Origin of the sequence: Rhodococcus sp. SMB37, assembly GCF_004345605.1 — a bacterium.
Classification (GTDB): Bacteria; Actinomycetota; Actinomycetes; order Mycobacteriales; family Mycobacteriaceae; genus Rhodococcus.
The window spans coordinates 153,101-171,997 of the sequence record NZ_SLVY01000005.1 but is presented as its reverse complement, the minus strand read 5'-3'; the positions used below and the strand labels follow the sequence as shown (position 1 = coordinate 171,997).

23 protein-coding genes and 4 tRNA genes are annotated in these 18,897 nt (G+C 66.1%); 18 read left to right on the top strand and 9 right to left on the bottom strand.

The window, feature by feature from the left end:
• Positions 1-24: 24 nt before the first annotated feature.
• From EV641_RS10300 to EV641_RS10280, 5 genes are all read right to left on the bottom strand, one after another.
• Positions 25-297, bottom strand: coding sequence for a hypothetical protein (locus tag EV641_RS10300; RefSeq protein ID WP_054718020.1), 273 nt, complete (start codon positions 295-297; stop codon positions 25-27).
• The gene (locus tag EV641_RS10295) at positions 294-1,475 is read right to left on the bottom strand and encodes an inorganic phosphate transporter (RefSeq protein WP_054718017.1); all 1,182 of its coding nucleotides are present in this window, start codon (positions 1,473-1,475) and stop codon (positions 294-296) included. The genes EV641_RS10300 and EV641_RS10295 overlap by 4 nt, the downstream gene beginning before the upstream one ends.
• Before the next feature lie 132 nt (positions 1,476-1,607).
• Entirely contained in the window at positions 1,608-1,988 is a 381-nt protein-coding gene (locus EV641_RS10290) for a VOC family protein (protein ID WP_054718012.1), read from the bottom strand.
• 35 nt (positions 1,989-2,023) lie between these two features.
• Positions 2,024-2,470 carry a hypothetical protein gene (locus tag EV641_RS10285; protein ID WP_054718009.1) on the bottom strand — a complete coding sequence of 149 codons (447 nt, stop codon included), beginning with the start codon at positions 2,468-2,470 and terminating at the stop codon, positions 2,024-2,026.
• Positions 2,467-3,663 (bottom strand): DUF418 domain-containing protein, encoded by a 1,197-nt coding sequence (locus EV641_RS10280; protein WP_132471741.1) that lies wholly within the window; start codon positions 3,661-3,663, stop codon positions 2,467-2,469. The genes EV641_RS10285 and EV641_RS10280 overlap by 4 nt, the downstream gene beginning before the upstream one ends.
• Before the next feature lie 257 nt (positions 3,664-3,920).
• Here EV641_RS10280 and EV641_RS10275 point away from each other — a divergent pair, with 257 nt between their 5' ends.
• Positions 3,921-4,205: a DUF4193 domain-containing protein gene (locus EV641_RS10275; RefSeq protein WP_054718030.1), complete on the top strand. Its 285-nt coding sequence runs from the start codon at positions 3,921-3,923 to the stop codon at positions 4,203-4,205.
• Between the two features lie 64 nt (positions 4,206-4,269).
• Here EV641_RS10275 and EV641_RS10270 read toward each other — a convergent pair whose 3' ends face one another.
• Complete coding sequence (locus EV641_RS10270; RefSeq protein ID WP_132471740.1) at positions 4,270-5,163, bottom strand: 1,4-dihydroxy-2-naphthoyl-CoA synthase; 894 nt, start codon at positions 5,161-5,163, stop codon at positions 4,270-4,272.
• Positions 5,164-5,225: 62 nt separating this feature from the next.
• Between EV641_RS10270 and EV641_RS10265 the strand changes: the two genes are divergently transcribed.
• From EV641_RS10265 to EV641_RS10255, 3 genes are all read left to right on the top strand, one after another.
• Complete coding sequence (locus EV641_RS10265; protein WP_132471739.1) at positions 5,226-5,864, top strand: PaaI family thioesterase; 639 nt, start codon at positions 5,226-5,228, stop codon at positions 5,862-5,864.
• On the top strand, positions 5,861-6,868 hold the full coding sequence (locus EV641_RS10260; RefSeq protein WP_132471738.1) for an o-succinylbenzoate synthase: 1,008 nt from the start codon (positions 5,861-5,863) through the stop codon (positions 6,866-6,868). The genes EV641_RS10265 and EV641_RS10260 overlap by 4 nt, the downstream gene beginning before the upstream one ends.
• Before the next feature lie 83 nt (positions 6,869-6,951).
• The gene (locus EV641_RS10255) at positions 6,952-7,392 is read left to right on the top strand and encodes a hypothetical protein (protein WP_132471859.1); all 441 of its coding nucleotides are present in this window, start codon (positions 6,952-6,954) and stop codon (positions 7,390-7,392) included.
• Positions 7,393-7,471: 79 nt separating this feature from the next.
• Here EV641_RS10255 and EV641_RS10250 read toward each other — a convergent pair whose 3' ends face one another.
• Positions 7,472-8,062, bottom strand: a complete 591-nt coding sequence (locus EV641_RS10250) for a flavin reductase family protein (RefSeq protein ID WP_132471737.1) — start codon at positions 8,060-8,062, stop codon at positions 7,472-7,474.
• A 96-nt stretch (positions 8,063-8,158) separates the two neighbouring features.
• Here EV641_RS10250 and menD point away from each other — a divergent pair, with 96 nt between their 5' ends.
• The 4 genes from menD to EV641_RS10230 all read left to right on the top strand — a co-directional run bounded on the left by menD (position 8,159) and on the right by EV641_RS10230 (position 12,269).
• On the top strand, positions 8,159-9,778 hold the full coding sequence (gene menD, locus EV641_RS10245) for a 2-succinyl-5-enolpyruvyl-6-hydroxy-3-cyclohexene-1-carboxylic-acid synthase (protein ID WP_132471736.1): 1,620 nt from the start codon (positions 8,159-8,161) through the stop codon (positions 9,776-9,778).
• A 53-nt stretch (positions 9,779-9,831) separates the two neighbouring features.
• On the top strand, positions 9,832-10,260 hold the full coding sequence (locus EV641_RS10240) for a DUF3592 domain-containing protein (RefSeq protein ID WP_132471858.1): 429 nt from the start codon (positions 9,832-9,834) through the stop codon (positions 10,258-10,260).
• A 113-nt stretch (positions 10,261-10,373) separates the two neighbouring features.
• Positions 10,374-11,516, top strand: coding sequence for a glycosyltransferase family 1 protein (locus EV641_RS10235; RefSeq protein ID WP_132471857.1), 1,143 nt, complete (start codon positions 10,374-10,376; stop codon positions 11,514-11,516).
• A gap of 54 nt (positions 11,517-11,570) precedes the next feature.
• Complete coding sequence (locus EV641_RS10230) at positions 11,571-12,269, top strand: demethylmenaquinone methyltransferase (RefSeq protein ID WP_132471735.1); 699 nt, start codon at positions 11,571-11,573, stop codon at positions 12,267-12,269.
• Positions 12,270-12,280: 11 nt separating this feature from the next.
• Here EV641_RS10230 and EV641_RS10225 read toward each other — a convergent pair whose 3' ends face one another.
• Positions 12,281-13,504 (bottom strand): geranylgeranyl reductase family protein, encoded by a 1,224-nt coding sequence (locus tag EV641_RS10225; RefSeq protein ID WP_132471856.1) that lies wholly within the window; start codon positions 13,502-13,504, stop codon positions 12,281-12,283.
• Between the two features lie 144 nt (positions 13,505-13,648).
• Between EV641_RS10225 and EV641_RS10220 the strand changes: the two genes are divergently transcribed.
• Positions 13,649-14,698: a polyprenyl synthetase family protein gene (locus EV641_RS10220; RefSeq protein ID WP_132471734.1), complete on the top strand. Its 1,050-nt coding sequence runs from the start codon at positions 13,649-13,651 to the stop codon at positions 14,696-14,698.
• Between the two features lie 99 nt (positions 14,699-14,797).
• Entirely contained in the window at positions 14,798-15,682 is an 885-nt protein-coding gene (gene htpX / locus EV641_RS10215) for a zinc metalloprotease HtpX (RefSeq protein ID WP_054713312.1), read from the top strand.
• Between the two features lie 63 nt (positions 15,683-15,745).
• On the opposite strand, the gene EV641_RS10210 is transcribed toward htpX, so the two are convergent.
• Positions 15,746-16,237, bottom strand: coding sequence for a YajQ family cyclic di-GMP-binding protein (locus EV641_RS10210; protein ID WP_132471733.1), 492 nt, complete (start codon positions 16,235-16,237; stop codon positions 15,746-15,748).
• Positions 16,238-16,386: 149 nt separating this feature from the next.
• Here EV641_RS10210 and EV641_RS10205 point away from each other — a divergent pair.
• The 8 genes from EV641_RS10205 (at position 16,387) to secE (ending at position 18,872) form a co-directional block, all read left to right on the top strand.
• Positions 16,387-16,469 (top strand) — tRNA-Tyr (locus EV641_RS10205).
• Between the two features lie 203 nt (positions 16,470-16,672).
• A tRNA-Thr gene (locus tag EV641_RS10200) sits at positions 16,673-16,745 on the top strand.
• A 45-nt stretch (positions 16,746-16,790) separates the two neighbouring features.
• Positions 16,791-16,863: transfer RNA gene (locus tag EV641_RS10195), tRNA-Met, on the top strand.
• A gap of 61 nt (positions 16,864-16,924) precedes the next feature.
• The gene (rpmG, locus tag EV641_RS10190) at positions 16,925-17,092 is read left to right on the top strand and encodes a 50S ribosomal protein L33 (RefSeq protein ID WP_054713313.1); all 168 of its coding nucleotides are present in this window, start codon (positions 16,925-16,927) and stop codon (positions 17,090-17,092) included.
• An 87-nt stretch (positions 17,093-17,179) separates the two neighbouring features.
• Positions 17,180-17,752 (top strand): (3R)-hydroxyacyl-ACP dehydratase subunit HadA, encoded by a 573-nt coding sequence (gene hadA / locus EV641_RS10185; protein WP_054713314.1) that lies wholly within the window; start codon positions 17,180-17,182, stop codon positions 17,750-17,752.
• Entirely contained in the window at positions 17,739-18,164 is a 426-nt protein-coding gene (gene hadB / locus EV641_RS10180) for a (3R)-hydroxyacyl-ACP dehydratase subunit HadB (RefSeq protein ID WP_054713315.1), read from the top strand. Before hadA ends, hadB begins: the two co-directional genes overlap by 14 nt.
• Before the next feature lie 179 nt (positions 18,165-18,343).
• Positions 18,344-18,416, top strand: a tRNA-Trp gene (locus EV641_RS10175).
• A 33-nt stretch (positions 18,417-18,449) separates the two neighbouring features.
• A complete protein-coding gene (gene secE, locus EV641_RS10170) occupies positions 18,450-18,872 on the top strand; it encodes a preprotein translocase subunit SecE (RefSeq protein ID WP_054713323.1) in 423 nt (140 codons plus the stop codon).
• The last annotated feature ends 25 nt before the right edge of the window (positions 18,873-18,897 follow it).

Below are 18,897 nucleotides of genomic sequence, written 5' to 3'. Positions count from 1 at the left end.
GTTGGTCCTTCTCTTCGGTGATGATCAGAACAGTTGGATACCGACGCTGCTGGACAGGAAGTCAGCAGTCAACAGCAGTATCCCAGCAATGATCGCGACGACGACAACGGTGAAACACGCGATACCCCCGACGCGGCCCAGCGTCCGCCGTCCGGGATCGACCGTGCCGGTGCCGTCGTGCCCGAGCGACCACGACCGCATTCCGAGGGCGAAGATGGTGGGCAGACCGGCTCCCAGAACGAGACCGACCAGCACGACCTGCCACAGGGAATCGAGTGTGGAAGTCAACAGATTCACGGACGCCCCTCCTGGGAGACGGGGGTGACGGTCTCGATCTCGGCGTCGCCGTCACCTTCCCACGAGGCGTTGACGTTGGACGCGTCGATCGGCTGCAGGCGGGACCGCAGATACATGACGCCCGCGAGCGCACAGAGAATCGCGAATACGACGAGAACACCCGGAAGGCCGCCGATCATGTGGGCGATCAGCCAGCACACGGCACCGACCACGCCGGCGCACGGCAACGTGATCAGCCACGCCACAGCCATTCGGCCGGCGATGCCCCAGCGAACCTCGGCGCCTTTCGTGCCCAGCCCTGTGCCGAGGATCGAGCCGGTGGCCACGTGGGTGGTCGACAGCGGCAGCCCGAAATGGCTCGACGTGAGGATGATCGCAGCCGAGGAGGATTCGGCTGCCATGCCCTGTGGAGGTGTGATCTCGACCAGACCCTTGCCGAGGGTGCGGATGATCCGCCAGCCTCCGAGATAGGTGCCGAGCGCAATCGCGACGGCGCACGTGAACTTGACCCAGAACGGCATCTCGGTGTCGGGGGTGATGGTTCCGTACGCCACGAGCGCCAGGAAGATCACGCCCATCGTCTTCTGCGCGTCGTTGGTGCCGTGCGCGAGTGAGACGAGTGATGCGGTGCCGATCTGGCCGATCTTGAAGCCCTTACCGCGGGATTCTTCGGGAATGTCGTGGGTCAGACGATGAACCGCCCAGGTACCCACTGTTGCGACCAGTGCAGCAACGACGGGTGCGAGCAGAGCGGGGATGATCACCTTGCCCAGGACGCCGTCCCACACCACACCACTCATGCCGAGGGCGGCGATGGCGGCGCCGATCAGGCCGCCGAACAAAGCGTGGGAGGAGCTCGATGGCAGGCCGAACAGCCAGGTCGCAAGGTTCCAGAGGATGCCGCCGACGAGTCCGGCGAACACGATGAGCAACAGTGCCGATCCGCCGGTGTTGTCGAGGTTGACGACACCCTTGGCGACGGTCGCGGCGACCTCGACCGACAGGAACGCCCCGACGAGGTTGAGAACGGCCGACAGGCCGACGGCCACTTTCGGCTTCAGCGCCCCGGTGGCGATGGATGTGGCCATCGCGTTGCCCGTGTCGTGGAAGCCGTTCGTGAAATCGAATGCGAGGGCAGTGACGACCACTACCAAGAGGACAACGAACTCTGCGGTCACGTCTTCCGATTGTGGGGTAAACGGGCGGTGAATGTACAGCTAATGGGACGTTTCCACGGGCCTCCCGAGAGGTATTCGCACTGGAGGGGGAGGTCGGCGGTTCCACCGAGTGTGCAACGTCACGCCGGTGGGTCAGCGGAGATCGCGGCGGATCGGGTGCTCTGCCGGAATCTGGACCAGAACGACGGGGATCCCGTCCGGATCGTCGATCCACATCTCGTGCAGCCCCCACGGCTCCTGCTGTGCTGCCCGGGTGATCGGGACACCCGCCAGCGCGAGTTCCGTCTGCGCTGCGTGCACGTCCCGGACCTGAAGCCACAGCGCCCCGTGGAAGCGCTGAGCGTCATCTCGTCCGCCGTGCGCGGCGATCTCGATCAGGCTCTGGCCTGCGAAGAACACGGTGCCGCCCGGATACTCCCGGGCTATGGCAAGGCCCAGTGTCTCGCCGTAGAACTGCAGTGTGGTGTCGTAGTCGCGGGGACGTAGGATCGTCCGGCTGCTCAGGATCTCCATGTCTGTATCTTCGCCGACTTCCTCGTCGCCGCGTCTTATCCGTCCTGTGCGGGACGAGCCTCGTGCCCACGCCGGCCTCGGGTGCGGCGCGCCTCCTTCGATTCGGCCTCGAACAGGTGTCGGCGGCCGGCGACCAGCATGTCTCGCACCTGCCCGTCGAGGGTGCGCAGCTCTGTCCAGTAGCCGTCGTCGAACTCCTCGACGAGCTGGAACGTCCATCGTCCCTCGGCGACGTTGCGGCCGATGAGTTCGCGCTCGATCCGGGCCGCGAGATCGGGGTGCCCCGCTGCCCGGAGCATGTGTGCGGCCTGCTCGACCTGAAGATCGGCGTGACCCATCAGCTGATGGAAGCCGTACAGATGACCGCGTGCCCGCTCCACGGTTTCGAGTGCCTCGGACAGCTTTCCGACGGCCGCGACCGTCGAATCGGTGACGCCGTCCGGCCGGGTGTGCGAGGAATCGGGACTCTCGCGATCTGTCATGCGTCGAGTGTGCCCGACCCGACGCGCTGCCGGTCCGTCTCGGGCCGGTCGGAATCGTCACGGGTGAGCAGCTCGAACGACGCCTTCCACAGCCACTCGACCGGACCCTGCCGGAAGCGACGTAGCCACAGTCGAGCTGCGATGACGAGGATCGCGCACACCGTGATGTACACGATGACCGTGAATTGCGTTCGGTACGCCGGGTCGATCCGCGCCGCGAGGCCGAATCCCCAGCCGTAGCAGATCACGGACGCAATGATGTTCTGCAGGATGTAGCAGCTCAGCGCCGCGCGGCCGATGCCCTGCAGCCACCCGCCGACGGTGCCGACACGGTCGCGAGTCGAGTACCACTGCGCGATCAGCGCCAACAGTCCCAACGCCACGAACGGCGCGATCGCGTAGCGCGCCGCGAACAGACCCGCGGTGCCACCGAACAGACCCACTGCGATATCGACGGGTGCCGCGACAGCGCCGGTCAGCAACAGCCGACGGCGCAGTCGAACACCTCGCTCGTCGAAGATGCCTGCTTCGAACAGTGCGGCGCCGACGAGGAACATCGCGATCGTCAATGGCACCAGGAAGATCACTTCGGAGCGGAAGGCGAGGAAGTTTTCGGCGCGGAACACCACCAGGTCCCACCAGCTGCCCGTCGCGAATACGTCGGTCGGCTCACCCGAGGAGCCGCTCGAGGCGGGGGTCACGGCGAGCGCCACCACGAGGGCGGTCACGAGCAGCATGTGCACGATGGCGGCGGTGCCGGCAATCCACATGCGTGTGCGGCGCGAGGACACGACCACGCCGCACAAGAGCATCGATACCACCGCATAGCCCATCAGCACATCGAACTCGGCGACCAGGAAGTAGTGCACGAGCCCGTCGATGAACAGCAGGAACGCGCGGGTTCGGTAGTTCCCGGGCCACGTGCGTCCCCGACGGCGGGCCGACGCCGCTTGGATCGCGAGCCCGATCCCGAACATCAAGGTGAGAAGGCCGAGGAACTTGCCCTGTGCGAGCTGCATCAGGATGCGTTGCGGCCACGGATCCGATCCTGCGGTCTCGAGATAGCCGACGATCCCGGCAGGGTCGGTGAAGATCCAGATGTTCGTTCCCAGCGTGCCCAGGATCGCGATCCCCCGGGCGACATCGAGCGCAGCGATCCGGGTGCGGGGCCTGGTGGAGCCGACGGTGGTCATACCCTTGAGCCTGCTGCACCGCCCGCTGTCATTGCGTCGGGCAAAGGGACGACCGGTGGGTCATCACATCGGAGGATCCAGGAACGCCCGCTCGGCGAGAATTGTGATGACTATCACGTCGAAATGGGGTCGATGTCTGATAGCGGGATGTTTGAAGCCGGAAACTCCTGGACATATCTACCGCCGAGGTGCGATACGCACCGACGCCCCGGCCTAGGGGCGGGACATCGATGCCCCGCACGGACCAGGAGATCACGATGAGCACCGACTACGACGTCCGCCGCACCAACGAGCTCGCCGGCACCAGCACTGCGATCGACGAACTCGCACTGAAGCCGACGGCACATGCCGACGCCGACGAAGCCGAGGTCGTCGAATCGCCGGATCTGCCCGGTGCGGATCTGTCGGGCGAGGAGCTCAGCGTGAACGTCGTGCCCATCCAGGAAGACGAGTTCACCTGCTATCGATGCTTCCTCGTGCAGCATCACAGCAGGAAGGCGTCGTCGCCGAACGAGGATCCGTACTGCCGCGACTGCGCTTGACCTGTCCGTCACCCCCCCCGAAATGTGACGACCGGGCCGAGGAAACCTCGGCCCGGTCGGCATCTCAGTAATAGTGCGGGTAGGGCGACCAGTCGGGGTCGCGCTTCTCGAGGAAGGCGTCGCGGCCCTCGACCGCTTCATCGGTCATGTAAGCCAGGCGGGTGGCTTCACCGGCGAACAGCTGCTGGCCGACGAGGCCGTCGTCCTGCAGATTGAACGCGTACTTGAGCATCCGCTGGGCCTGCGGCGACTTGCCGTTGATCTTCTCTGCCCACTCGAGCGCGACATTCTCGAGCTCGTCGTGGTCGACGACCCGGTTGACCGCGCCCATGTGGTGCATGTCCTCGGCGGTGTATGTGTCGCCGAGGAAGAAGATCTCGCGGGCGAACTTCTGCCCGACCATCTTCGCGAGATACGCGCTGCCGTAGCCGCCGTCGAAGCTGCCGACGTCGGCGTCGGTCTGCTTGAACCGGGCGTGCTCGCGCGACGCGAGTGTGAGGTCGCAGGTCACGTGCAGACTGTGCCCGCCACCCGCGGCCCAGCCGTTGACGAGTGCGATCACCACCTTCGGCATGAACCGGATCAGGCGCTGCACCTCGAGAATGTGCAGACGCCCGGCGCGCGCCTTGTCGACGGTGTCGGCGGTCTCGCCGCTCGCGTACTGGTAGCCGCTGCGCCCGCGGATGCGCTGGTCGCCGCCCGAGCAGAACGCCCAGCCGCCGTCCTTGCTGCTCGGCCCGTTGCCGGTCAGCAGCACCACGCCCACGTCGGACGTCGTCCGCGCATGGTCGAGCACGGCGTACAGTTCGTCGACGGTGTGCGGGCGGAACGCATTGCGCACCTCGGGCCGATCGAACGCGACACGGACGGTGCCCTGCGTGACATGACGGTGGTAGGTGATGTCGGTGAGGTTCTCGAACCCCGCAACGGGGCGCCACAGTTCAGGATTGAAGGTCACGTCGCCACCTTAAGGCCGGGTCGGGCCACCGCGCGCGCGTCGGCCGGATAACGTGCAGGATCATGAGCGAGCAGAACAGCCGAGGCGGCGACGACGCGCACGAGCATCACGGCGGGTTCCCGGTGTACGAGCCCGTGAAGGCGGGACCGAATTTCGGCCGCTTCGTCGAAGCGTTTCGCAGGCTGCAGGATCTGGCGGTCTCCACGCATGCACCCGATGACGTCGTCGACCAGGCCATTGCGCAGGCAGAGGCTCTCGGGGAGCTGCTCGAGCCCTACCAGGTCGGGGAAGGCAAGTCGCCGGCCGGATTCAATGTCGACATCCCCGGACGTGGCAGCCTGCTGCTCCCGCCGTGGACGATAGAGAAGTTCGACGCCGACGGTGTGCGCGAACGAGGCCACTTCCGCCGCTATCACCTCGGGGGTAACGGCGCTGTGCACGGCGGCACCATTCCGTTGCTGTTCGACGACCTGTTCGGGATGGTCATCCACGCGTCCGGACGACCCATCGCCCGCACCGGATATCTGCACGTCAACTACCGCAAGATCACGCCGTTGTGGGACGAACTCGTCGTCGAGGGTCGCGTGGACAGCGTCGACGGGCGAAAGGCGTTCTGCAGCGCCGAGCTGCGTGACCTGGACGGTACGGTGCTCGCCGACTCCGAGGCGTTGATGATCGAATTGCTTCCGGGACAGCCGTGACCTCGTACGGGCTCGAGGCGATCCCGCCACTCGACGATGTGCTGGCCACCGCGGTGGTCGTCTCGCTCCCGATGAGGGTGCGGTTCCGGGGCATCACCGAGCGGGAGGTCGTGCTCGTCGAGGGCCCGGCCGGATGGGGCGAATTCGGACCGTTCCCCGAATATGACGACGCCGAGGCTGCCGAATGGCTGCGCTCTGCGCTCGAATCGGCATGGCTCGACGACCCCGCGCCCCTGCGTTCGGACGTTCCCGTCAACGCCACGGTGCCTGCGGTCGATCCCGATCAGGTGCCCGGCGTGCTGGCGAGATTTCCCGGTGCGCATACGGCCAAGGTGAAGGTCGCCGAACGCGGTCAGGACCTCGCTCAGGACGTCGCGCGGGTCCGCGCCGTGCACGCACTGGTGCCTCACGTGCGGGTCGACGCGAACGGCGGGTGGAGCATCGACGACGCGGTGACGGCTCTGACCGCGCTGGCTGCCGAGGCTCCCCTCGAATACGCCGAACAGCCCTGCGCGACCGTGCCCGAACTCGTCGAAGTCCGTCGCAGACTGCAGGACGACGTTCCGGGCGGCATCCGGATCGCGGCCGACGAGAGCATCAGGCGAGCAGGTGATCCGATGCGTGTGGTTCGGGCAGGTGGTGCGGACGTCGCGATCGTCAAGGTTGCTCCGCTCGGGGGCATCCGCCGACTGCTGACACTGGCCGGCGAGCTCGCCGATCTCGACGTCCCGGTCGTAGTGTCGAGCGCCCTCGACTCGGCGGTAGGGATGGGGGCCGGACTCGCGGCGGCTGCCGCGCTACCGGATCTTCCGTTCGCGTGCGGGCTCGGTACCGGCGGCTTCTTCACGGCGGATGTGGCGACCCCCCGCAGTATGTCGAACGGCACATTGACCGTCGGTAGGGTTGCGCCGAGTCGGTCCGGAATCGATGCTGTGCGGGTCGACGCGGAGCGGGAACGATGGTGGCTCGATCGCGTGCGCCGATGCCACGCGCTGCTCGGGTGACTGCGAAATAGGCGCGGTGTGCGTCGTCGTATATCGTTCGGGCGTCCCAACAGTCACATTCTTCACAAAACGGAGGCATGGAAGTGGTTGCAGCTCTCGGTGATGCCCTGCTCGGCGCCGATAAACTCCCGGCGGTTCAGAGCGACGTCCTCGCGCTCATCGACGCTGAGGTGTCGGACAAGAAGGGTGCGTCGGGCCTCGCACTCAAGGGTGGATACGCCGCGGTGAAGAAGGTCGGCCCGTCGATCGTGCCGGGTGCCGTCGAAGGACTCCTGCCCGACTTCGTCGAGCGGCTCCAGCCGTTCTGGGCGGACTTCGCCGGTAATGGCTCGTTCGCCGAGTACCTCACCGCGCGCGGTGACGAGGTCGCCAACGCGCTGCTGGGCGTGACCGACGACAAGATCGCGGGAACCGACAAGGCCGCCGTCAAGAAGGTCTACGAGTCGCTCCGCGGTTCGGCGCAGAAGCACGTCGTCGAGGCTCTGCCGCGTCTGGGTGACCTCATCCAGAAGCACGCCGCATAGGCCTGGGCCTTTCGTCGACGGTGCCGCCGTGGGATTCGACCGCGGCGGCATCGTCGTGTTCCGGGGGGAAGCGGGTCTGTCAGGTTGTCGGGCGGGCGATGTTCCGGACGGCCGGCGTGAGGCCCCACTCGATCCGCCCGAGCCGGCTCGCGGGCGCGAGCAGTGCGAAATCGGGGGCATCGTCGTCGGCGAGAACTTCGGGGCGGACGGTCACCGTGACCACATCGCCCATGACGACGAACGAATCGCCCACCTCGATCACCCGATGCAGCGTGCATTCGATCGACGCCGGCGACTGCGCGACCCGTGGCGGACGCACCCGCTCGCTCGCTTCCGCCTCGAGGCCCACCGCCGCGAACTCGTCGATGTCGTGGGCAAACGGGGCCGACGACGCGTTCACCTGGTCCATCAGGGGCACTGACGCGACGTTGACGACGAATTCGCCGGTCTCCTCGATGTTGCGCAGACTGTCCTTCCGTCCCACCGACGTGAACTGCACGACCGGCGGGGAGGTGCTCGTCACAGTGAAGAAGCTGTACGGAGCCACATTCGCGATCCCGTCTGCCGACATCGTCGATACCCATGCGATGGGGCGAGGCACGATTGTGGCGGTGAGCAGGCGATAGAACCGTCCGGCGCTGAAGTCGGAGGGATCGAAGACGGTGCGCATCCCACCATTCTCGGCTGCGCATGTGGGGATGTCCCTCCGGTGTCCCGGCGCGGGTTGCGATCGGGTCGCTGCGCGGCCCGCATTACCCTGGTCGTCGTGAACCCGTCCACCGCCCAGGCCACCGCTGTCGTCGACGAACTCGCTCGGGGCGGTGTCCGGGACGTCGTGTTGTGCCCCGGTTCGCGCAACGCGCCGCTGGCCTTCGCGCTCCAGTCCGCCGACAACGCCGGCCGCCTGCGGCTGCATATGCGTATCGACGAGCGGACCGCAGGTTTCCTCGCAGTCGGTCTGTCGCTCGCGTCCGGACGTCCCGTGCCTGTCGTCATGACTTCCGGCACCGCCGTGGCGAATCTGGGACCCGCGGTCCTCGAGGCGAACTACGCGCGGATCCCGCTCGTGGTGCTTTCCGCCAACCGGCCGTACGAGATGCTCGGATCAGGCGCGAATCAGACCATCGAGCAGCTCGGATTGTTCGGCAGCCAGGTCCGGGCGACCATCAGCCTCGGCCTGGCGGAGGGGATCGAACAGAACAGCCAGTGGCGTTCGGCAGTGAGCCGCGTTCTGGCCGCCGCTCGCGGAACCCGGTCCGGCAACGCCGGACCCGTGCACTTCGACATTCCGCTGCGCGAACCGCTGGTGCCCGATGCAGGTCCGCAAGGCGCTGTTCCCGAGGGGAGGCCCGGCGACCAGGCCTGGACTGCGACGGTACACGCGACACTCGATGTGCCTGTGGATATCGACATCACGCCCGACACCGTCGTGGTGTCCGGGCACGGCTCGGCGCTCCGGCCCGAACTCGCCGGCCTGCCTACTGTCGCCGAGCCCACTGCACCGTTGCACGGCCTCCCGCTCCACCCCCTGGCGCTCACCCGGATAGCACCGAAGCAGGCCATCATCACGGGCCGGCCGACCCTGCATCGGCCGGTGTCGCGTCTGCTCGCCGACCCCGATGTCGCGGTGTACGCCCTGACGACCGGTCCACGCTGGCCCGATGTCTCCGGAAACGTGCTCGCGACGGGGACCCGTGCGGTGATCTCCGGTTCATCCGACGAGGCGTGGCTCGAGCGGTGCCGCCAATTGTCCGCAGACACCGACAAGGCTGTGCGGACCCAACTCGACGCGCACCCGGACGCGACCGGTCTGCACGTTGCGGCGGTCGTGACCGATGCGCTGCGCGAGGGCGACCAGATGTTGTTCGGTGCTTCCAACCCGGTTCGCGATGCAGCTCTCGTGAGCTATCCGAAGCCGGGCGTGAAGGTGCTGTCCAACCGCGGTGTCGCGGGTATCGACGGGACGGTGTCGACGGCAGTGGGCGCAGCCCTCGCCTACGAGGAGGGGCGCACCATCGCGTTGATGGGCGACCTGACTTTCCTGCACGACGCTTCCGGCCTGCTGGTCGGTACACCGGAACCTCGCCCACGCGACCTGACGATCGTTGTCGCCAACGACGACGGCGGTGGAATCTTCGAACTGCTCGAGCAGGGTGATCCCCAGTACGCAGGCGTCTTCGAGCGTGTTTTCGGCACCCCGCACGGGATGGACCTGGGGGCGTTGTGCGCGGCGTATCGCGTGCCGCACAGCCGTGTGGATCTCCACGGACTCGCGCTCGTACTCGCCGATGTCACGCCGCCCGTCGGAGGTATTCGGGTCGTCGAGGTCACGACCGATCGTGCAGGGCTGCGCGAACTTCACGCGGCGGTGCGGTCGCAGCTGTGACGACAGAGGGTGGGCGCACAGCGGGTGGGAACGGCTCGGGCAGGGGCACCGCGGTGGCCGTTGCGCGCGCCCGGCGGGTGATTCTTGCCGTCGCCATCGGTATCTCTGCCCTGTCGGTGATACTGGTGCTCGGTGCGTGGCGCAACGATCACACGATCCGATCCGACATGGGTACCGCCACTGCGGAAGTGTTGTCGGCGGGATCGCTTCGATCGGCAGTGAGTTTCGTCACTCCCGATGGCGTGACGCACAACCCCGAACTCGGTGTGCTCTATCCCACGGATCTCACCACGGGGCAGCGCATTGCTGTCGAGTACGCGCGCAGCGATCCTGATCTGGTGCGGGTCACCGGTCGGGATGCGCGTATCGCGATCGTGCCGGCCGGGTCGGTGATCGTCGCCACGTGGGTGATCGCCGGTGGGCTTCTCCTATACCTGCGGAGCTTCTCCCGAGCAGAACCGGAGCCGGCGCCCCTCGCGTGAGTGCGGAACTTCCCGAGTGCGAGATCTCCCGAGTGCGAAACGTTCGTTTCGGATTCGTCGGCCCGTCAACTCCTGCGCACCTCGCCGACCGGTGGGCCGTTCATGGTGGCGTGGTGCGAGTAGCCATCGTCGCGGAATCCTTCCTCCCGAACGTCAACGGCGTGACCAACTCGGTGTTGCGGGTGCTCGAGCATCTCGATCGCGGGGGCCACGACGCGATCATCGTGGCACCGGACACCGTTGCAGGTCTCGCTCCCGCCCCCACCGAGCATCTCGGTGTCCCTGTGCACCGGGTCCCCGCGGTGCGAGTGCCGAAGATCAGTTCGCTGCCGGTCGGGGTGCCTGGATTCGACATGGTCACCACGTTGCGCGCGTTCGGCCCCGATGTGATTCACCTCGCGTCACCGTTCGTCCTCGGTGCAGGTGGCCTCGCGGCGGCGAAGAGGTTGCTCGTGCCGACGGTCGCGATCTATCAGACCGACGTGGCAGGGTTCGCGGAAAGCTACGGACTCGGGGTCGCGGCGCGCGTGTCGTGGCGGTGGACGCGGCGACTCCACAACGGATGCGACCGCACCCTCGCCCCGTCGTCGGCGGCAGTCGACGCGCTCGTCGCCCACGGAGTCCCTCGCGTTCATCGGTGGGGTCGCGGTGTCGACGTCGATCGGTTCGCTCCGTCGAAGAGAGACGACGCGCTTCGCGCGCAGTGGTCGCCGGACGGGCGGCCGATCCTCGGGTTCGTCGGTCGCCTTGCGCCGGAGAAGCACGTCGAGCGACTCGCCGACGTCGCGCAGGGCAGTGCATTCCGGCTCGTCGTGGTGGGGGACGGCCCCGAGCGTGCTCGGCTCGAAGCTCTGATGCCCGAGGCGGTGTTCACCGGGCAGCTGGGCGGCGACGATCTGGCCCGGGCCTATGCGAGCCTCGATGTCTTCGTCCATCCGGGCGAGCACGAGACTTTCTGCCAGGCGGTGCAGGAAGCGCAGGCCAGCGGCCTGCCGGCCGTGGTGCCCGACGCGGGCGGCCCCCGGGATCTGGTCGCGCACTGCCGCAACGGGTACCGGCTGCCCACCGATCGGTTCGCCGAGCTGCTGCCCGGTGCGCTCAGTGCACTCGTCAACGCGCAATTGCGGTCGGAGTTCGGCCGTGCCGCTCGTCGCAGCGTGCTCGGTCGTACCTGGCCGGTGATCTGCGATCAGCTCCTCGAACACTACGAGGACGTGCAAAGATCCGGGCACTCCACGCTTCCTCGCACCGCGTAGCGGGTGGGTGGTGTCGGGGGAAGGCGCACTCCGCGGGAAGGTAACGTTTCGGCCGTGGCAAAAACTCACGGATCGCGCGCATTTCTCGACAAGGAGCCGCGCGAGGTCGCGTCCATGTTCGACGGGGTCGCCGCGCGTTACGACCTGACCAACACGGTGCTGACTTTCGGGCTGGACCGCGAGTGGCGTCGCGCCACCCGAGCGGCGCTCGATCTCGAACCGGGGGAGCGGGTGCTCGATCTCGCCGCCGGAACAGGTGTCTCGACGGTCGAACTCGGGCGATCCGGTGCATGGGTCGTTGCGACGGACTTCTCCAAGGGCATGCTCCACGCCGGTGAGTTCCGGAAGGTGCCCATGGTTGCGGGCGATGCGATGTGTCTGCCGTTCGCCGACGCCGTGTTCGACGCCGCCACCATCTCCTTCGGTCTGCGCAACGTCGCCGACACCGACGCGGCACTGCGCGAGATCGCGCGCGTGACGAAGCCGGGTGGTCGACTCGTGATCTGTGAGTTCTCCACGCCCGTGCGCGAGCCGTTGCGGTCGGTCTACATGCAAGTGGTCATGCGAGCGCTACCGGGCGTGGCCCGGTTGGTGAGCAGCAACCCCGACGCGTACGTCTACCTTGCCGAATCGATCCGCGAGTGGCCCGCGCAGGAAGATCTCGCGAAGCGCATCGAGGCTGCCGGATGGAGCGACGTGCGGTGGCGCAACCTGACGGGTGGCATCACCGTGCTGCATCACGCGGTCAGGTAGCGGCCGACCTCTCAGGCGAAGAGCGGCTGTCGATCCCATCGCATCGACATGCGTCCACTGGTCCGCCACACGCGGGCGACCAGGTCGTCGTCCTCGTCGGTGACGAGATTTCCCATCACGCGTACTGCGACCGTCATCAAGGCGCGTGAGCGCATACCTACCGGGCCGGTCGAGGGAAGGAACCTCGGTCGGGTGAGCAGGCCCGCGAGTCGCCGGGCCGTGGAGAACGACCGACCGTAGTGCTCGCGCAGCATTGCCGGCCACGTATCGGTGAGGTCGTCGCAGTCCAGGACCTCGGCTATCAACCTGCCGCCCTCGAGCCCGTAGTCGATTCCTTCACCGTTGAGCGGATTCACGCAGGCCGCGGCATCCCCGATCAGTGCCCAGTTGCGGCCCGCGACACCGGAGACGGCACCACCCATCGGGAGCAACGCGGATGCGACGCGGGTCACGTCGCCGAGTTCCCATTCGGGGCGGCGCTTCGTCGCGTACAGCTCGATCAATGGACGCAGCGACCCGTTCGCGGGGCGCGCGGCGGTCGCCAGGGTTCCTACGCCGAGGTTGACCTCGCCGGTTCCCAGCGGGAACACCCACCCGTATCCGGCCTGGAGGACCCCGGCATCGTCCCGAAGTTCGAGGTGTGACGTGATCCACGGATCGTGGCTGCGGGGCGAGGTCGCGTAGGCGCGGGCCGCGACGCCGTAGACGGTGTCGCGATGCCAGCTCCGGCCGAGCACCTTGCCGAGGGGGGAGCGGACACCGTCGGCAACGACGAGACGCCGGCAGATGACAGTGCGCGGGCCGGCGTGCGTGCGGAAGACCACAGCGGTCACTCGATCGCCGTCGCGCTCCACGTCGACCGCTTTCGCGCCCTCCACCATCTGTGCGCCGGACTCCACGGCGGTACGCCGGATCCGATCGTCGAGTTCGGTGCGGGGGACCGCACTGCCCGACGACGGAAACGACCCGGATGGCCACGGAAGTTCGAAGCTGCCACCGAACCCCTCCAAGCGCAATCCACGGTTGACGGTGCGCGTGCGCACCCACTCGCCCAGTCCGAGTCGATCGAGCTCGGCGACCGCCCTCGGGGTCAGACCGTCGCCACATGTCTTGTCACGCGGGAACGTGGCCGCATCGACGAGAAGCACCTCGCGTCCGGATCGTGCCGCCCATGTTGCGGCCGACGACCCGGCCGGACCAGCGCCGATGACGAGCACGTCGGTACTGTCGGGCATGTAGGACAGGGATCGGTGCGGTTCTCCCGCGGAATTGTCGGCCACCACGCGTCCATCTTCTCAGGCGTGGATGTGCGCCTCGGCGAGGTGGGCGACGAAACGAGCGGCTAGGTTCACTACCGTGGAGCCGAGCCGACAGACAGGATGGGTACTTCTGTGAGCACTGAGGGGACGGCGCCGGCCGCCGGCATGGTGTCGAACACCATGGTCGCAGGTGTGGAACTCGGCGACCCGGTCCTGGCCGAGAACGTGCGGGACGGGTTGGCCGCGGTCGAGACGTTGATGGTCGAGGAACTGTCCGATGGTGAGGACTTCCTCACCGAGGCGGCACTGCACCTCGCGAAGGCCGGAGGTAAGCGGTTCCGACCGCTGTTCGCCGTGCTCACCGGACAGTTGGGGCCCAAGCCGAACGATCCGTCTATCGTGACGGCTGCAACAGTGGTGGAGCTCGTCCACCTCGCCACTCTCTACCACGACGACGTCATGGACGAGGCGACGGTGCGCCGCGGAGCACCCAGCGCGAACGTGCGCTGGGGCAACAGCGTGGCGATCCTCGCCGGCGACTACCTGTTCGCCCACGCGTCGCGACTCACGTCCACACTCGGGCCGTCCGCAGTGGAGGTCATCGCGAAGACGTTCGCCGAGCTGGTCACCGGCCAGATGCGCGAAACCATCGGCGCGAGCGAGAAGAAGGACCCGATCGAGCACTACCTGCGTGTGGTGTGGGAGAAGACCGGGTCGCTGATCGCCGCTTCGGGCCGGTTCGGAGGTACTTTCTCGGGTGCCGGGAATGACCAGATCGAGCGGCTCGAGCGCCTCGGTGACGCGGTGGGGGTCGCATTCCAGATCGTCGACGACATCATCGACATCGCGTCGGACACGACGGACTCGGGTAAGACACCCGGCACCGACCTGCGCGAGGGTGTCCACACCCTGCCGGTGTTGTACGCGTTGAAGGGCGAGGGTCCCGACGCCGACCGCCTCCGCGAACTCCTCGTCGGTCCTCTCGAAGACGAGGAGCTGGTCGCAGAAGCTCTCGAACTGCTCAAACGGTCGTCGGGCATGGACGCCGCCAAGAAGACCCTGCAGACCTACGTCGATCAAGCGCACGCCGAGCTGGAGGCGCTGCCGCAGGGCCCTGCCAACGAGGCACTCCGACGCCTGGTCGATTTCACTGTCGCTCGCGTCGGGTAGACACCGGGAACCTCCGGATCTACTCGTCCGTTGAACGGACAAGTAGACGGGACAGATATCGCCGGGTCGGGCAGCGGAAGCGTTGGCCCCGGTCGAGCGATGTTCGGGAAGAGGCGTGACGTGCACGGAAATGCCAACCGCCTGAAGACGGCAGCGTTGCTGATCGGGATGTCCGCGCTGATCGTGTTCATCGGCGCGTTGTTCCAGAACACCACGATCCTGGTGATCTCGGTTGTCATGGCCGTCGGTATGAACGCCTACGCGTACTTCAACAGCGACAAGCTCGCACTGCGGGCGATGCACGCTCAGCCGATCACCGAGGTGGAGGCGCCGCAGATCTATCGGATCGTGCGCGAACTCGCGACGACCGCACACCAGCCCATGCCGCGCCTGTACATCAGCCCGACCAACGCGCCCAACGCGTTCGCGACCGGACGGAACCCCCGCCACGCCGCTGTCTGCTGCACCTCCGGCATCCTGCAGATCCTCGATGAACGCGAACTCCGCGCGGTGCTCGGTCACGAACTGTCGCATGTGTACAACCGCGACATTCTGATCTCGTCGGTCGCGGGTGCGATGGCCGCCGTGATATCCGGCCTGGCGAACTTCGCGTTCTTCGCGAGTGCCTTCGGCGGAAGCCGCGGGGGTGGTGCCAACCCCCTCGCGTTACTGCTGGTCGCACTGCTCGGCCCTATCGCGGCCTCGGTCGTCAAACTGGCCGTGTCGCGCTCACGCGAGTATCAGGCCGATCAATCCGGGGCCGAACTCACCGGCGACCCGCTGGCGCTGGCGTCGGCGCTACGGAAGCTCGAACGCGGAACGCAGGCCGCACCGCTGCCACCCGAACCCAAGCTGGCCGCTCAATCGCACATGATGATCGCGAATCCGTTCCGGGCCGGCGACAAGGTCGGTCGGCTGTTCTCGACCCACCCGCCCATGGCCGATCGGATCGAGCGGCTCGAACGCATGGCAGGCCTGTACTGAGCCTGCCTGTACTGAGCCTGCCTGTACTGAGGCTGTCGAGGCCGGAAACGGATCCGGATCGATCTAGCGGTAGTTGACGAACTGCAGTGCGATGTCGAGATCTGCGTTCTTGAGCAGTGAGATCACTGCCTGGAGGTCGTCGCGCTTCTTGCTGCTCACCCGCAGTTCGTCGCCCTGGATCTGGGCCTTGACGCCCTTGGGGCCTTCGTCACGGATGAGCTTGGAGATCTTCTTCGCGTTCTCCTGCGAGATTCCCTCCACCAGCGAGCCGGTGAGCTTGTAGGACTTTCCGGACTGGGCCGGCTCACCCGCGTCGAACGCCTTGAGCGACAGGTCGCGCCGGATCAGCTTTTCTTTGAACACGTCGAGTGCCGCGAGCACGCGGTCTTCCGTGTCGGCGGTGATCGTGATGGATTCCTCGCCTGCCCACACAATGGATGCGCCGGTGTTTCGGAAGTCGAATCGATTCGAGATCTCCTTCGCTGCCTGGTTCAGGGCGTTGTCCACCTCCTGGCGATCGACCTTGCTCACCACATCGAACGACGAATCAGCCACGTTGAGTATCTCCACTTCGGATCGGATGGTAGGGCGTGTCCAGCCGACGGTATCGCTTCGCCCAACCCCGTAACCACCCGGTTTGCATTTCAGGGGGGTCTGCGTTGTATATTTTCAAACGCATCGAGGATGCAATCTCGATCGCACCCGGCAGATTGCCCGAGCGGCCAATGGGAGCGGACTGTAAATCCGTCGGCTTATGCCTACGTAGGTTCGAATCCTACATCTGCCACACAGAACAGCCCCGGTCTTCGGACCGGGGCTGTTCTGCTTCCGGGGAGTGTTTCGCTCGGGGTCGGTCGGTGAGCGCGGTATCGTTCGGTCGGTGCCCGGCAAAGGTGCGTTTTCATGCAACTACCTGCCGATTTTGTACTCACGGCGACTGTGTGTAATCTTTTGGAGGCCGCAGGGAGCAGAGATGCTCACGGTGGCCACGCCCCCTTAGCTCAGTCGGCAGAGCGTTTCCATGGTAAGGAAAAGGTCGACGGTTCGATTCCGTCAGGGGGCTCGCTGGATTGGAGTGACGCCCTATACTTGCGGCACTCGACACCGAGGCGGTGTAGCTCAGTTGGTAGAGCAAACGACTCATAATCGTTGCGTCGCCGGTTCAAGTCCGGTCACCGCTACCGAAGTAGAACGAACCACCCTGATCGGAAGCGATCAGATTCACGCGAAAGAAGGCATCCCGTGGCCTCCTCCACCGACGTTCGGCCGAAGATCACCCTGGCCTGCGAGGTGTGCAAGCACCGCAACTACATCACCAAGAAGAACCGTCGCAACGACCCCGACCGCCTCGAGCTGAAGAAGTTCTGCTCGAACTGCGGCACCCACCAGGCGCATCGCGAGTCGAAGTAGCCTGTTCGGGATCGACGTCGACGCGTGAGCTCTCCGCAGTGCCGCCCACGCCGTTAGGCGTTGAGCGGAATTGCGGAGGTTTTGCGTATGACAGACATTCTCATGAATGAGCAACCCGTGGACGTGACCGAACGGGCCGGGATCCCGTTCGATGCCGCGGCTCACGCCGCGTCCATGGTCGGACACCATTATCGTGTCGACGATTTCTACGAGGTCGGCCGAGAGAAGGTCCGTGAATACGCCCGGGCGGTGCTCGACTCCCACCCCGCGCATCACGACGAAGAAGCAGCCAAAGGTCTCGGATACGACGGCCTGATCGCACCGCTGACCTTCGTGTCGATCATCGGGATCATCGCGCAGCGCAAGCTGTTCGAGGAGATCGTCACCGGATACGACCTCAGTCAGATCATGCAGACCGATCAGCGGCTCGTTTTCCACCGGCCGATCCAGGTCGGCGATCGGTTGTTCTGCGACGTGTACCTCGACGAATTCCGTCAGGTGGCCGGCAGCGACATCATCACCACCAAGAACGTCATCACGGATCAGTACGACAATCTTGTTCTGACCACGTGGACCACGCTCGTCGGTCGCACCGGCGGTGAGGTCGACGCGAACATCGCGGAAGCCGTCAAGGATGTGATGATGCATGACGCTCCGTAGTTTCGATGATGTGGCGGTGGGTGAAGAACTTCCCTCTCGGGTCGTGTCGCTCACGCGTGGAAACCTGGTCAACTACGCCGGCGTGTCGGGTGATCCCAACCCGATCCACTGGAGCGACAAGGTTGCCGAACTTGCCGGTTTGCGCAACGTGGTCGGACACGGCATGCTCTCCATGGGCATTGCCGCCGGCTTCGTCACCGACTGGCTCGGCGATCCGGGTGCTGTGAACGAATACAACGTTCGCTTCACGAGCCCGGTGTTCGTGGAGGCCGACAAGGCCGCCGCAATCGAGTTCACCGGCAAGGTCAAGTCGGTGGACCCGGACAGCAAGACAGCAGTGGTCGCGATCGTGGCGAAGTCCGAAGGACGTAAGATCTTCGGGCGAGCCACGGCAACGGTCCGCCTGGCCTGACGGTCGAGCGGATTGGGTGGTCCCGGGGCAATGAAGTACACTAGGGCTTCTGGGATCGCATAGCGCAGCGCGCTGCTCTTCGGTACTTGGATGTACCGGTGGAGTGGCGCGCGTGTCATGTGATCGCAGATCGGCCGATCTGCGAGGTGTCGAGGACTCGACGCCGATGATCGGCCCAAAGGGGCGTAGCTCAATTGGCAGAGCAGCGGTCTCCAAAACCGCAGGTTGCAGGTTCAAGTCCTGTCGCCCCTGCACCCGGACTGCCCAGCGACCGAGAGGAACGATGTGAGCGAGGAGCGCGGTAGGCGCGACGGCGACACCGGAGGGTTTGCACCCGGTGACGCTGGACCGGAAACCGGCGCAACCCCCGACGCTTCCTCTTCGGTTTCGCGTCCGAGCGGTAAGCGCGCAGTTCGCCGATCCGGCGCAGCGCAGACATCGTCCTCCGTAGACGAGGGCTCGCGTGGACGCCGGGCCGCGGTCGAATCGACCGACCGGCCCGCTCAGCAGAAATCCGAGAACATCTTCAAGCGCCTGCGTCGATTCTTCCGCGAGGTCATCGCGGAACTTCGCAAGGTGATCTGGCCGAATCGCAAGCAGCTGACGACCTACACGCTCGTCGTCATTGCATTCGTGACCGTCATGACTGCGTTCATCTTCGGATTGGATCTGGCGTTCGCTCAGGGCGTCAACTGGTTGTTCGGCTAGCGCGTACGCGCGCCGGCAAATTGTG

Excerpts from the sequence above, each read along its gene's own strand:
- EV641_RS10290 (WP_054718012.1), bottom strand. The coding sequence starts at position 1,988 with ATGGAGATCCTGAGCAGCCGGACGATCCTACGTCCCCGCGACTACGAC.
- EV641_RS10285 (WP_054718009.1), bottom strand. The coding sequence starts at position 2,470 with ATGACAGATCGCGAGAGTCCCGATTCCTCGCACACCCGGCCGGACGGC.
- EV641_RS10280 (WP_132471741.1), bottom strand. The coding sequence starts at position 3,663 with ATGACCACCGTCGGCTCCACCAGGCCCCGCACCCGGATCGCTGCGCTC.
- EV641_RS10275 (WP_054718030.1), top strand. The coding sequence starts at position 3,921 with ATGAGCACCGACTACGACGTCCGCCGCACCAACGAGCTCGCCGGCACC.
- EV641_RS10265 (WP_132471739.1), top strand. The coding sequence starts at position 5,226 with ATGAGCGAGCAGAACAGCCGAGGCGGCGACGACGCGCACGAGCATCAC.
- EV641_RS10250 (WP_132471737.1), bottom strand. The coding sequence starts at position 8,062 with ATGCGCACCGTCTTCGATCCCTCCGACTTCAGCGCCGGACGGTTCTAT.
- EV641_RS10225 (WP_132471856.1), bottom strand. The coding sequence starts at position 13,504 with ATGCCCGACAGTACCGACGTGCTCGTCATCGGCGCTGGTCCGGCCGGG.
- EV641_RS10220 (WP_132471734.1), top strand. The coding sequence starts at position 13,649 with ATGGGTACTTCTGTGAGCACTGAGGGGACGGCGCCGGCCGCCGGCATG.
- htpX (WP_054713312.1), top strand. The coding sequence starts at position 14,798 with ATGTTCGGGAAGAGGCGTGACGTGCACGGAAATGCCAACCGCCTGAAG.
- hadA (WP_054713314.1), top strand. The coding sequence starts at position 17,180 with ATGACAGACATTCTCATGAATGAGCAACCCGTGGACGTGACCGAACGG.
- hadB (WP_054713315.1), top strand. The coding sequence starts at position 17,739 with ATGACGCTCCGTAGTTTCGATGATGTGGCGGTGGGTGAAGAACTTCCC.